The 12,931-nt window shown below is 63.9% G+C and carries 10 protein-coding genes; 6 read left to right on the forward strand and 4 right to left on the reverse strand.

All coding sequences use genetic code 11. The annotated features are described in order from the left end of the window. Nucleotides 1-59 precede the first annotated feature (59 nt). A complete protein-coding gene (locus V7672_RS00900) occupies nucleotides 60-461 on the forward strand; it encodes a VOC family protein (RefSeq protein ID WP_335622796.1) in 402 nt (133 codons plus the stop codon). Nucleotides 462-533: 72 nt separating this feature from the next. Here the strand turns inward: V7672_RS00900 and V7672_RS00905 are convergent, their stop codons facing one another. Next, nucleotides 534-2,588, reverse strand: a complete 2,055-nt coding sequence (locus V7672_RS00905; RefSeq protein WP_335622797.1) for a TonB-dependent receptor plug domain-containing protein — start codon at nucleotides 2,586-2,588, stop codon at nucleotides 534-536. Beyond that, nucleotides 2,585-3,118 (reverse strand): nuclear transport factor 2 family protein, encoded by a 534-nt coding sequence (locus tag V7672_RS00910; protein WP_335622798.1) that lies wholly within the window; start codon nucleotides 3,116-3,118, stop codon nucleotides 2,585-2,587. Before V7672_RS00910 ends, V7672_RS00905 begins: the two co-directional genes overlap by 4 nt. A gap of 355 nt (nucleotides 3,119-3,473) precedes the next feature. Here V7672_RS00910 and V7672_RS00915 point away from each other — a divergent pair, with 355 nt between their 5' ends. From V7672_RS00915 to V7672_RS00935, 5 genes are all read left to right on the forward strand, one after another. After that, nucleotides 3,474-3,959 carry a nuclear transport factor 2 family protein gene (locus V7672_RS00915; RefSeq protein ID WP_335622799.1) on the forward strand — a complete coding sequence of 162 codons (486 nt, stop codon included), beginning with the start codon at nucleotides 3,474-3,476 and terminating at the stop codon, nucleotides 3,957-3,959. Nucleotides 3,960-4,766: 807 nt separating this feature from the next. Beyond that, on the forward strand, nucleotides 4,767-5,837 hold the full coding sequence (locus V7672_RS00920; RefSeq protein ID WP_335622800.1) for a sensor histidine kinase: 1,071 nt from the start codon (nucleotides 4,767-4,769) through the stop codon (nucleotides 5,835-5,837). Continuing rightward, on the forward strand, nucleotides 5,834-6,139 hold the full coding sequence (locus V7672_RS00925; protein WP_335622801.1) for a LytR/AlgR family response regulator transcription factor: 306 nt from the start codon (nucleotides 5,834-5,836) through the stop codon (nucleotides 6,137-6,139). The genes V7672_RS00920 and V7672_RS00925 overlap by 4 nt, the downstream gene beginning before the upstream one ends. A 283-nt stretch (nucleotides 6,140-6,422) precedes the next feature. Then, nucleotides 6,423-7,187, forward strand: a complete 765-nt coding sequence (locus V7672_RS00930) for a DUF3108 domain-containing protein (RefSeq protein ID WP_335622802.1) — start codon at nucleotides 6,423-6,425, stop codon at nucleotides 7,185-7,187. Between the two features lie 74 nt (nucleotides 7,188-7,261). Further along, nucleotides 7,262-7,756 (forward strand): GNAT family N-acetyltransferase, encoded by a 495-nt coding sequence (locus tag V7672_RS00935; RefSeq protein WP_335622803.1) that lies wholly within the window; start codon nucleotides 7,262-7,264, stop codon nucleotides 7,754-7,756. A gap of 162 nt (nucleotides 7,757-7,918) precedes the next feature. On the opposite strand, the gene V7672_RS00940 is transcribed toward V7672_RS00935, so the two are convergent. Together V7672_RS00940 and V7672_RS00945 are read right to left on the reverse strand one after the other, a co-directional pair. Beyond that, a complete protein-coding gene (locus V7672_RS00940) occupies nucleotides 7,919-9,709 on the reverse strand; it encodes a hypothetical protein (protein WP_335622804.1) in 1,791 nt (596 codons plus the stop codon). A 106-nt stretch (nucleotides 9,710-9,815) separates the two neighbouring features. Continuing rightward, nucleotides 9,816-12,788, reverse strand: coding sequence for a TonB-dependent receptor (locus V7672_RS00945; protein ID WP_335622805.1), 2,973 nt, complete (start codon nucleotides 12,786-12,788; stop codon nucleotides 9,816-9,818). Nucleotides 12,789-12,931 lie beyond the last annotated feature (143 nt).

Genomic DNA, 12,931 nt, shown 5'->3' on the forward strand with positions numbered 1-12,931 from the left:
TAATCGCAAGACGACTGTCCCGGTCCGCTACCCTTTCGGCATCGCAGGAGAGGACGCCCATGACCCCTGACCCGGCCGCTTCAGCGCAGCGTTTGACGTTCCACCATGTCGGCATCCCGGTCCCGGATGTGATGCCGGGAATGATCCATATTCCTGAACTCAGAATGCATGCCCTGGGCTATTTCGATGCCCCGTATGCCATTGAGTGGATGAGGTTCGACGACGACAACACCTTGCCACAGCTCATCAAGGAGCAGATCCATGTGGCCTACGTCGTCGATGACCTCCATTCGGCGCTCAAGGGGCGGCAGGTCGTGCTGGAACCCGCCACGCCTTCCGTGGGTGTGACCACGGCGTTCATCCGGGACGGGAATGCCCTGATCGAACTGCTTCAGTTTGATCGACCGGAGCATGAAGTCTGGCCCCATCCCGGGAAATTCCTGCTCCCCACGCTCCGATAGGGGCCGCCAAGGCCTTGCCCGGCCGACCGTGGTCATGCCCGTCCGGCAGACCACGGCCTTGGCGGGCGGTTGCTAGAGCGCCTTGCGAAGCTGCAGCCTGAATACCGTGTCCGTGTCGACGTCACGACGCTCGACCAGGGCGACATTGCGGTTCACGCGGTCCGCGTAGAGCGTCCGCTCGGTGTTGATCGACAGCCAGCTGGAGACCGTCAGGCGAACAGAGAGCGAAGGATCAGGCTTGTACTCCACGAAGGCCGACAGATAGCCGTCCGTGTTGAGGGTTCTTGTGGCATCAGGGTCGTACTGGGTCCTGCGCTCATCGAAATAGTAGGTGAACCCCCAGAGCGCTTTCCAGCGGGAAATATCCTGCTCGAAGTCGAAAGACCCCGCCCAGGGCGACCTGTAGGAAAACGGGCGGCTCTGGCCGGTGGTCGGATCGGTGACCGAGGTCCATTGGCGACGCGCGTCTATCCGTATCCGGCCGCCGGTCAGGCCCAGGAACCCCCGCGGCAGACTGAGGGAGGCCTCGATCTCCGTCGATCTGCCGTCGCCGATATTTCCGACGCCCGACAGCTGCGGCCCGACCGGGATGATATCGATGACGTCCGAAACGGCACTATGGCGGAACGTGGCGGTCAGGGCGCCGGTCTCCATGAAGCGTCGCTCCCATCCGGCCTCTGCTACCCAGCGCGTTTCCGGACGAAGGTCGACATTGCCGCCAAAGGCATCGTCATTCGCCAGGTCGACCGACGCGGCGAAGTCGTTGAAGTCGAGCTGGCCCACCTCCCGCTCAAAGCGGAACTGCCACTGGTTTCCGGGCTGAGGGGTCCAGGTCGCCAGCAATCGCGGTTTCACATAGGTGAGGCGTGTTTCCGCGCTCGCATCCCCGCTCTGCCTCAACCGCGACGTCTCAATCCGCGCGCCACCCTCGACGCTCAGATCGGGCCGCGGATTCCAGTTCGCGGTCGCAAAGACTTCGCCCCGAACCTCCTCCACATTGATCGAGGCTGACGGCAGCGGTACGGCGACGCCCCCGACCTCGAAGCTCTGGGCGCTGTCCAGGGTGTTCAGGGCGACCTCTCCACCGAACTCCCAGCCCACTCCGTCGCCCCGCTCGCGGCGCACAACGGTGCGGGCGATCGTCTCCGATGCAGAGCGGAGATAGTCGAAGCGCTGGATGGGGTCGCTGACGCCCCCTGTCACCCCTTCGTCCAGGGCCAGGCCATCCTCGTCCGACGATGAGTGAATAAGCCGCGCCTCAAGGCCCCAAGGGCCGGCCAGAGGGCGCGTGAAGGTCAGTCCCGCCTCGTACTCGGATCCGTCCTGAACCGACAGGCTGAGACCCTGACGGTCCGGCGCGACCGCATCCGTGCGGGAGGTGAAGTCATAGACGACGTACTTCGCTGTCGACTCGATCCGGCCGCCTGCAAGGGGGCCCCCATAGCCCAGCTGAAGATAGCTGGAGCCACCCCCGAACTGTGTCGTCTCCTGCGCGGTCGTCACGGCGTCGTTCGCGTCAATGCGCGTGACCTGGGCGACCCCCTGATCGTCGCTGTAGGAGACATCGTCGACGACCAGGGCGCTGAACACATGGTCACCCCGGCGCAGTTCGGCTTCGTAGCGGGCACCGTGCAGGGCATCGGCATTTTCGAAGGCTGTGACACTGTACTGAAGGGTCTGCTGAAGCTCGGCGGAGTCGCGGGACACCACCACGTTCACGACGGCGCTGAACCCCTGCATATCGATGCCGGGCGCCCCGCCGCGGATCAGCTCCATCCTCACCACCTGGTCGGCGGGAATTCTGGCCAGGGCAGACGATCCGCTCTCGCCCTTGGTTGCCGGCCGACGCCCATTGATCAGCAGATTGCCGGCTGCCCCGGAAAAACCGCGCAACTGGTCCCCGTCGTCCACAGCAAAACCCGGGATTCGGGTCGCCATATCGAGAGCGGTGTTGGGGCGCGCCCAGGCAAAGTCCTCCGGCGTAAAAACCAGCACCCCTGCGGAGGAGGGCTCCTCCACAGCTCGGTCCTGGGCCTGCGCGGTCGAGATGCAGGCGGCCTGGGCTGCAAGCGTCATGGCGCCGAAGGCTGTCGCCAGCAGGCGACTACGCAGTGTGCCGGCCTTCACTGGTCAGCCTCCACCCGCTCGCGCGAGATCACGGGTGCCGCGTAGTTGGCATAGTCGTCGTGCCGGACAACCTGACCGTCATGAACGGTCAAAATCAGGACCTGCTCGGCCCGCCACCGGACCCCGTAGTCGGGATCGGACGTCCGGCTCAAGGCGTTCACGTGGCCGGAAAAAACGACGACGCCATTGCTGGAGAAGACGCGCGGAAAGTCGAGAAACAGGCCCACGATGCGCCCCTGTGTCTCGTACTGGCGGAACATCGCCAGGGTGCCGTCCTTGTCAAATTCCTGCCCCCCCAGTTCGGGACTGGTCCGGTCAGTGAAGATGAAGTCGTCCGACATCAGCGCCGACATCGCGTCCCAGTCGGCTTCGGAATAGGCGGATACATACCGTCGGGCGATCTGCTCGGCCTGGTCAGACGGCTGATACCCGGCCGCGGCCGGCGCGGATTGAGCCAGAACGGGGCCGACGCCGCTCCCTGCTGCCAGTGTCATTGCCGCCAGCGCGGCGGCGAGGGAGTTGCGCATCATCAGAGTCTCTCCTGGGGCGTTGCGACGATCGGGGCACCAATCATTAGTGCGTTCCGCACCATACGATGACATGCGCGCACGCCTAGTGAATCTCCTGTAATATTGCACCGCAGGTATACGGCTTACTTGCCAATGCGCATCATATACCGTCGCAACGGCCGCGTTTTGAAGCGATAGTCACGCTCTATCCAGACGTCATAGACCGAAGACTCGACAATTTGGACACCTATATTTCTTGCAAGGATGCAATAATGTTCCAGCATTCCGTACGGAACTATTCCGACTTCTTTGTTTATTGTATCCATCCGGAACCGCATGCTCAAAAATGGCCTCAACTACGCTCCCGGAACCTTCCATGCTCAGATATGTATCGCGACTGGTCATCCTGCTCGGCTGGATTGCTGCGACGCCGGCCCTGGCCCAGTCCCCGGATAAAAGCGGCAACGCCGCTGCCATTGCCTCCGCAGTGGCCTACCTCGACACCTATGGAGATCTGGACGTCGATGCCCTGTCGAGGGTCTATGCGGAGGATGCCCGCTTCATCGACGAGACCTCGCTGATCCTGCCTGATCCATTCAACTGGGAAGGACGGGACGCAATTCTGGCCGGCATACGCGGATGGCGTGAAGCCTCGCTCCGCCGCATCGAATACGAGCTTTCCTCGGTATTTGAGGCCGCAAACAGGGTCGTCTTCGTCGGCGACGTCCTGACCGAGGTGGATGGGCCCGACGGCCCGGTTCGCTATCGCTATCCTGCCGTGACAATCGTGACCCTTTCAGACGGAATGGTTGTCGAGCACCGGGACTACATCGATTATCGCGGCGGCCTTCGCATCGACTGAGGGGTCCGCTCCATCCGGGGAGTCCGGCCTGTCCGCCCCGGGATCGTTTTGTGCCTGCCCGATTTCACCGGCCGTACAGCCGCAATCGTCAAGCCGATCCCGCAGCTCGATGCCCAGGGCGGTAAGATGCAGGGTGCGACTTCGGCGGTCGGCGGGATCGACCCGAACATCCAGCCAGCCGAGAGCGGGTGCCAAGGCCCCTGGCGCGCTACGGCTGACGAGCCCCCGCGATGTGCGCGAAATCATGGGATCGCTCATACCCGTCAGTTCCCTCAGTTCACGCATGCTGAGCCCTTCCCGCTCGCAAACGTGGAGAAACACCAGCATCGCGTTAATGGAGGCCCGGGGCAAAACCCGTCGCGCCAATGCGAGCGCCTCCAGAACGCGCTCCCGATTGGCCGGGACCGCCAGCCCCCCTCCCCTCGAAAGTTCGACAGAAGGCTCGGCGGCGCGACTATCTCGGCATGCGGAGGGGGCGCAGTCCCGGTTGATTTCCGACACCAGTCGAGAGACGCGACGCTCGATCTCCGCTGCCCTGGCATGATCGCCAGTGTCCAGATGGATCGTGATCCGGGTTCGATCCCCCATTGGTCTTCCTGCGGTCATCCGCCCATCGCGTTCGCGGAGAACGCCCGTCAATCCGACCGCTGATCGGGCCAGTGCTCCCTCGTTGCAGCCAACATTCGATGAAACGACCCCGCCGGGCCGGCATTGCGACCAACCGCCCTTCAGGCGCGACGAAAGGGACGATCACGACATCAAACGGCGCTATAGGTGGGGTAGACCTGAGACCGTCCCGGAGCCGACTTGAAGATCGAGACAATCGTCATACAAGGGCTGAACCTCACACTGTGGGGGCTCTACTGTCTCGCCTATGTGCTGATCTTTTCCAGCAACTGGAATACGACTACGCCCGGGTTCATCGCCTACACGGCGATCTGCTCGATTATCGGCCTTGTCCTTTGCGCGACCGCCTGGCAGTTCGCCCTCGGCCCAGTGGTGCGACGGGCACGCTCGATCGACCTGACGATGGGGGCCCGGCTCGCCGGCACGGCAGTCGGGCTCGGCCTGTTTCACGCCTTCGCGAGCGTCGCCATAGAGCCGTGGATCTTCGGCCGTCCCCTGGGAGCCTTCGGTCGTCTGATGGCGATGAACTTCATTTCCTTCGTCTTCATCTACGGCCTGGTGTTTTGCTTTGGCGTGCTGCTCGATCTGGTCCGCCGTGACAGTGACCGCAGGGAGCGGTTGGCCATGGCCGAAAGCCGCGCCAGCCGGGCCCAGTTGATGGCGCTTCGGCTGCAGATCAATCCCCATTTCGTCTTCAATGCCCTGAACGCCGTGGCCTCGCTGATCGCTCTTGATCGAAAGAACGACGCCGAAGAGATGGTCCACCGCCTCAGTCGGTTCGTTCGCGGCGTTACGGACACGTCACCGCACGAGTTCTCCGAGTTGAGAGCCGAGATCGAACTGGCCGAGGAATATCTGGCCGTCGAAGCCGTCCGGTTTCAGGAGCGCCTGAACGTTGTCGTCGAAGCGGGCGCCGACGAGGCGGATTTTCTGGTGCCGAACTTCATCCTCCAGCCCCTGGTGGAGAACGCCGTGAAGCACGGCGTGGCGCGCAATACGTCGACCACCGATGTGGTTATCCGGGCCGAGCGTCGGCCGGCCGGTTTGAGGCTGACCGTCCTTGATCGATGCGAGGACCCCAGTCCCGTCACGACCGCCGCGCCCGGCCTCGGGATCGGTCTCGCCAATGTGAGAGACCGGCTTCGCGCCCTGTACAGTGACGCTGCGGCTCTCGTCGCAGAGCCTACGCCTCACGGCTTTTGCGTCACCCTTGATTTACCCAAAATCACGCGGGAGGGAGCGGCGAGGTGAACATCGTCATCGCAGAGGACGAACCGTTTGCACTCGAAGCGCTGACCCTGGCGCTCGGTCGGTTCGACGACATTTCCATCGTTGGCGCAGCGAGATCAGGCGATGAAGCCCTGGATCTCATTCTTCAGCACAGGCCGGATCTGGCTATTCTGGACATTGCCATGCCCCGACTGACGGGGCTCGATGTGGCCCGCACAGTGGCCCAGTCCCCCTCGCCGCCGCTGTTCGCCTTCCTGGCCAGCCTGAAAGTTGCTCGGGGTTTCGATCTGCATTTTGTCACCTCACCCAGATGGTGCGGTTAGCACTATCGGGATTGCGGAATTCCACACCAATCTTTCGGCAAACCGACAGTTCGGACGCACAAGACGACCAGTCCGCGACCAATGCAGGCTCCAGCAAGACCAACGCGCGCAATGCCGTCGAAACCGGTGACTCGCTGCGCACGTCGCGCGCAGAAGCACGTTAGACGCAGCTGGATCGCCCTGACCGGGTCCGACTGTCTTTATCTCGGCCTGTTGAAGGCGCCTCCTGGCCAGCATCTCGCCCCGTCCGAAGGCTCTAGACCGCCGACCAGGCAGGTAGCTGATGATTTCCACCGTGTTCCTTGCCGCTCTGTCCCTTGCTCCGATGGAGCCCGGCTTCGTCCCAGACATTCCGGATGGCGCACGTCTCTTCCCTCATGAGACTTGCTATGCTGTCGAACTGAACGGGCAGGTTGCCGGCGCGACGCGCCAGTCTGTTCACGCCGCCATACTCGGGAGCCGGCCGGTGTGGCGCATCGAGATCCACCAGCGCCTGCCTGCGCTGGAATTTGATGTGCGCGACGTCTTTCTGGTCGACAGAAGCGACCTCAGCGCCATTCGCTACGAGAGCACCCGTCTGGCCAGTTCCCGCTCGCCGGCCCGAACTGTGCGTGTCGACTACGGCTCGACCGCCATTCGGGGTTCCATGCGCGTTGGCGAAGCCCACACCGAACTCGAGGGGTCAGTCCAATACCCCGTCTGGGACGGCAATCTCTGGGGGCCGGCGTTCGCGGGGATGGATCTCCACGAAGATGCCCGTCACACACTACCCTTCTGGCACTATGAGAAGGGCGAGGGGGTCTTCAACGTGCGTGTGTTGGGAAGCGAGTTCGTTCCAACGCCTCGAGGTGCAGTGGATGCCTGGGTTGTGGAGGCCGATGGCGGCAGCGGCTCGGCGACCACCTATTGGATCGCGAAAAGCGACCACGCAGAGCTGGGATATTCGACGGGTCCGATAGAGCAACGGCTCGGCGGCGACTGCTCCACATTTCCTCCTGCCTTCACCGAAGCGTCCTGGACAGAGCGGTGGCTGGGAGACCGCACCTAACACCCCCACCTCTCCCCCCCTCCCCGCCTCACTCCGAACAGGTGCGGATCAGGGACGGGGGTAGGTTTTTGAACATGGTTTCGATGGTCGCCAACTTATCTTTTACACTGCGCGCCTACGTCGCCGCCGATGCGGGGCATCTGGCCCAGCTCTATTACGACTCCGCTCGAATACTCGGGTCGAGACGCTACACGCCCGAGCAGGTAGCCGTTTGGGCACCTGCCCCTGTCAGCCCTGAAACAGTTCATGCGCGCACTATGGACGGCCGACTGACCATGGTTGCGTGCGCGCCGACCGGCCAGCGTCTGGCTTATGGAGATCTGGAGCCGAACGGCCATATCGATCACCTGTACGCGCACCCCGACGCAGCGGGTCGGGGAGTCGCCAAGGCACTGCTCGACCGCCTGATCGAGGTGGCTCGCGAAAGCGGAATTTCCCATCTGCACGTGGAGGCGAGCGAGCTGGCGCGTGGGCTGTTCGAGCGTGCCGGATTCTACGTCATGAGGAGACGAGAGTTCGAGATCAACGGTGTTCTCATTCACAACTATGCGATGCTACGGCGATCCTGAAACGCAAGACCGGTCGCGAGGCCGACAACCGGGTCGAGAGCTCACATCTGCCCTTCCGATGACGAGCGCGAGCCACGCTCCGCTTCCGGCAGATGAAGACATTGCAGACGTTGAGCTCCGTCCACGCTGACTTCCACCACCCCGGGCAGCGGAGAAAACGTCTCAGCCGAACGCGAAGGTCAGGGTGTGGCTGAAGGGCGTCTGGCCGGTGATATAGACCTTGTCGCCCGCCAGGTTGAGGCGGCCGCCGGCCCAGCTGTACTGCTCGCCGGAGCTCAGGCGGGGCATGACATCACTGCCGCCGGGTCCGAAGCGCAGGGCCTGGTCGCCGACGGTATAGGTGGCCTCCGCCCCGGTCAGGATCGCCCCGACGCCGCTGACGTCCTGAACGCCCATCAGGGTGCCACCCGGGCGCAGGGTGATTTCGATGGCGATGTCGACCTCGGCCTCCCCGTCCGTGGTGAACTCCAGCGCATAGCCGTCCGCCTGCGGCCGGGCGATCATCTGGATGGCCAGCCGCCGGAAGTGGGCCGGGCGGTGGCTGAAATCGAGCGCGCTGTTGAAGCGTCCGTCGACCGACTTGCTGAGCGCATAGACCCCGTCCGGATCCCGCCGCTCGGCCGGCATGGGCAGATAATAGGGAACCCTCATCTCGCCGCTCAGGGTGACCGTGCCGTCGTCGGCCAAGTCGATGTCGGACGGGCGGAAATGGCCCATGCTGAAGAAGTCGGGAATCACCCGGATGGCGTCGATCACCAGAGGCCCCTTCCACAGGCGCATCAGCGTTGGATTGGTCGCCAGGCCCGAGCCGATGGCGTTGTAGAAGCGCGAGGGTTCGCCGTCCTCGTACCAGTCGCTGCCGGCATAGAAGCTGGCGGTCATGTCGCCGCGGCGCTCACGCACCAGATTGACGGTCCGGAAATAGCGCTGGAAGTCGACGAAGGGCTGGACCGGCGTCGGGATGGGCCCGGCCAGCTTGGGATGGTCGAGGAAGTCGGCCAGGGCGTCGCCCAGCTGGCTGCTGTCGTTCTGTTCGATCCAGCGCACGACGCCCGCGAAGCGTCGGTCATCAAAGTCCTGCGCCAGCTCCCGGTACTGCAGATAGTAGGTGTGCAGGGTCTGCTTGCTCTGGGCCTGGTCCTGACGCCGCGAATAGATGGTCTCGACGTCGCCGTAATGCGGCTCGGCCATGTCGATGGTGGTCTCGAGGTTGCGCCGCACCAGCTGCTTCAAGCCCTCAAGACCCGGCAGGCGGGACAGGCGCAGCAGCGACGGATTGCTGACGGCCTGGGCATAGTTGGAGCTACGCTCGGAATAGATGCCCTCGGCATTGATATCGACGCCCTCGGCCAGCCATTCGTCGATCCGCGCGCGATAGGCCGGGTTGGGATCGACGCGATCGATCCGGGCCAGCGCCGCCGACAGTTCCCAGCGGTGGTTGGGTGTGTGTATGCCGCCCGTCCGCAGCGCCGGGCCCGCCTTGCGCATCATGGCCGCCAGCCGGTTCGAGATGTCCCGCACCACCGGATGACGGATTCCCTCGGCCGCCTCGGTCATGGCGCCCATGTCTTCCATCAGGAAGGCCGAGTCGGGCGGCGAGTGGCGGTTGCCGCCGCTGAAGGTGCCGTCGTCGTGCTGGGCCGCCTCGACCTGGCTGAGCAGGGTCTCCATCGGCGCCTCGAGCGCCGCGCTATGGTGATAGCGGGAGTCCGGCCAGATATAGGGGGTGAACAGTCGGCGGAGTTGCCGGAGCGTGCCGCGCGCGCTGCCCCGGCCTGACCCCGCCCCCTCCAGGTCTTCCAGCACCTCGGCTGCCAGCTGATCGGCCGCCCGGGTCAGCAGGGCGAGCGTGGTCGCGTCCTTTGCCTGCGCCCGGCCCAGGGCCAGCTCCGGGGCGGACAATGCGAAGGCGGCAGACGCCGCCGTGCCTGAAAGGAAGGTGCGTCTGTGCATGGTAAGCTCCGCTTGTCCGGATTACTCGATCTTCAGTATCAACCATGCCCTTGACCCGGCCGATACCGCACGAGGCGAACATCGACCGGGCTTCGGGGGAGGAAGGCTAGAAGGTCGCCCGCAGGGTCATGGTCACCGTGCGACCGTCATAGTCGGCGCGACGTGGCATGTTTTCCTGATTCTCGTACTCGACCCGGATTTCGTCCGTCAGGTTGTAGGCATCAAAGCCCAGCGAGAGAGTGTCGTTGATGTTGTACGAGGCCGAAAGGTCGATCTGGCCGCGCGAGCGGACCTGACGCGCCGCGCCGGTGAAGCTGGCGGTCGAGGCCAGGTCGTATTCACTGCGCAGGTTGTAGACCAGCCGGATGCCGTAGCGGTCCGTCTCGTAGTAGCCGATGACGTTCAGGTTATGCTCGGACACACCCGGCAGGGTGGCGTCGTCGCCGCTCGTCGTCGTGCCGTCGACGGTGGTATAGGCATAGTTGAGACCACCGCCCAGGTTGGACCAGAAGCCCGGCAGGAAGTCGAACGACTGCTGCAGGTTGAACTCGACCCCGCTGACCGTGATCGGATTGTCCTGGTTGGTGAAGCCCGAGATGTTCACCTGATACGGCAGGGTCAGGCCGCCCTGGGTGTAGGTCAGGCTGCTCAGGCACTGGTCCCCGCTGACGGTGAAGGTGCCGATGCCGAGGCCACCACCATCCGCCGGGCACAGAACGTTGATGTCGGTGATCGGTCCGATCAGGCCGGTGATCCGCTTGGTGAAGACGGCCAGCGAGATGATGCTATCCGGGCGGTTATACCATTCCGCCGAGAAGTCGAACGACGTCGCGTCATAGGGCTCCAGTTCGGGATTGCCCAGGGTTACGGTGTAGGTCCCGTTCGTCGAGGGGGCGCTGACCACGGTGCTCGGCGAGAACTGCAGCGGCTGGGGCCGGACGTAGCTCTTGTAGGCCGCGGCGCGCAGCACGATGTCGGGCGTCGGCTCGGCGATCACAATGAAGGACGGCAGCCACTTGTCGTAGTCCTGCTGGTACCGCCGGGGCACGAAGTCGGACGGGGCACCGATGTTGTTGGTGACTGTGACGCGCGTCAGGGCATCGACTGTATTCTCTGCGGACTCATACCGCAGGCCGACATTACCGCGGACGGGCATGGCACCCACCTCGAACTCATACTTCAGCTGGCCGTAGGCGGCGAAGATGTCGGTGCCGTTGGTGAAGTTGTCCCGCGCATAGGCGTTGTTGGCGTAGTTGATGTTGTAGCCCGAAGGCGACAGCTCCGCCCCCGGATAGACGGTGACCGGCCGCAGGGCCGTGATGGCGCGGTTCAGGTCGACAACCTGCCAGTTGTCCGTCGGCTGGCCGCCCTGTCCATTGAAGAAGTCCGAAGCGAACGGCGCGGTCACGAGGAAGTCCGGGGTCACGTTCTGGATCGGCAGGCCGAAGGCCATGATCCGGTAGCCCTCGGCGATGAAGTTCACGCTTTCATAGACGCCGCCGAACTGGAAGCCGCTGAGGATCCCGCTGTCGTAAAGGTCGCGCTCGATGTCGATGCGAGCCGTTTCCGCCTCGCTCGTCCCCATGGTCTGCGTGCCCTGGAAGTTGAAACGGTTGGTCCGGAGCGCCGGGTTGGCATTGTCGAACCAGGCGCCGGAGGCACCGACCCCACCCCAGACGCCGGTACTGATGCCGGCCGTGGTCACGGCCGGGGTCGGCTGAAGGGTCTGGATGTGATTGTCGATGTTGTCGCCGCCCGTGACGATTCGACCGGTGATGCCGTTGCCGGCGGCCGTCTGAAGCGTCTGGAAGTCGACCGAAACCTCGATCGAGTCGTTTTGCGCGCGAGACACAGCCGCGGTGCCGCTGACGGTCCAGCCGTCGTTGCTTTCCCACTCGCCCGTCACGTTGAAGCCCCACACCTTCTGCGTCTGGCTGAAGCCGCGGGTCGAGGAGGTGATGTCCGCGTTGGCGAAGCTGAAGTCCTCAACCACATAGCGACCGTCGTCCATCTGCACCGGGTCACTGTTGGCGGTCAGCACGCTGGACGCGTTGTTCGAGGTGATCAGCAAATACTGCGTGGTCATCGGCAGATCGCGATCGGAGTAGAAGCCCGAGACGCTGACCCGGGTCTGATCGTTGATTCGATATTCGGCGCCGATGGCACCCGTGATCAGATCGCCTTCGTTCAGGCGCACATACTGACGATGCTGGGCGTCATAGAGGACGCCGGCCGTCGAGGTGCTGCCCGTACAGGACGTACAGGCCGCCGAGTTCGCATAGTAGGGGTGGAGGGCCGGATTGAGCTGGGCCTGGGCCGGCGTGAAGGCCGAATAGCTGTTGAACAGGATGGTGTCGCGGCGGAAGTCCTCGTGGCGCCAGGCCAGGGTCCCGAACACCGCAAAGTCATCGCTGAAGTGGTGGTTGTAGCCGATCGTGGCGGCCGGCGACCAGGTCTCGCCCAGCTCATTGTACTCGGACGCGATCTTCATGAAGCCGCCGTCGGTGCGGCCGAGCGCCGGCGCGATGCGCAGATCGACATTGCCCGACAGACCGCCGCTCTGGGCATCGGCCAGAGGGGACTTGTTGACGACGATGGCGCTGAAGATGTCGGAGTTGAAGGCCCCGAGCGGCGCCGATTCCCGCAGGATCGGCTCGGCGAAGGCCAGGCCGTTCAGGGTCAGGCGCGAGAACTCGCCCGGCAGGCCGCGGAGGTTGATGGTGGCGTTGCGGCCTTCCGCCTCGCGATTGATCTGAACACCCGGGACCCGCTGCAGGGCCTCACCGACGTTCAGGTCAGGGAAGCGGCCCAGACCGTCCGACGAAATACCGTCGGTGATCGAGTCCTCGTTCCGCTTGGATGCAATGGCGTTGGCATAGCTCTGACGGAAGCCGGTGACGACGATCTCGTCGACCTGCGTATCCTGTCCGGGCTGGGCGTCCTGTCGGCGCTCAGGATCCTGAGACGACGACTCATTGGCCGGGGCGTCCTGCGCCATGGCCAGAGTCGGCAGGCCTGCAAGGGCAGTGGCCCCCAGCAGGACCGAAGCAAGTACGCGCACATTCGGGCGATACGCCATGTCAGATAACCTCCCCGTTCGCCCTTTGCGGGCCTCTATGATTGCCCCAAGTTAGAATATGTATTTCAGCACGTGTCAATCCTGTAGTTTCGATTTCATTTTATGCGATGGGGATGATTGAAAGTCCTGTTCCTTCGCGTGAG

Source organism: Brevundimonas sp., assembly GCF_036963785.1.
GTDB lineage: Bacteria > Pseudomonadota > Alphaproteobacteria > Caulobacterales > Caulobacteraceae > Brevundimonas.

Bases quoted from the DNA above. Each gene is read 5' to 3' on its own strand.
- V7672_RS00940 (WP_335622804.1), bottom strand. From the start codon at position 9,709: ATGCACAGACGCACCTTCCTTTCAGGCACGGCGGCGTCTGCCGCCTTC.
- V7672_RS00910 (WP_335622798.1), bottom strand. From the start codon at position 3,118: ATGATGCGCAACTCCCTCGCCGCCGCGCTGGCGGCAATGACACTGGCA.
- V7672_RS00945 (WP_335622805.1), bottom strand. From the start codon at position 12,788: ATGGCGTATCGCCCGAATGTGCGCGTACTTGCTTCGGTCCTGCTGGGG.
- V7672_RS00915 (WP_335622799.1), top strand. From the start codon at position 3,474: ATGCTCAGATATGTATCGCGACTGGTCATCCTGCTCGGCTGGATTGCT.
- V7672_RS00900 (WP_335622796.1), top strand. From the start codon at position 60: ATGACCCCTGACCCGGCCGCTTCAGCGCAGCGTTTGACGTTCCACCAT.
- V7672_RS00930 (WP_335622802.1), top strand. From the start codon at position 6,423: ATGATTTCCACCGTGTTCCTTGCCGCTCTGTCCCTTGCTCCGATGGAG.
- V7672_RS00935 (WP_335622803.1), top strand. From the start codon at position 7,262: ATGGTTTCGATGGTCGCCAACTTATCTTTTACACTGCGCGCCTACGTC.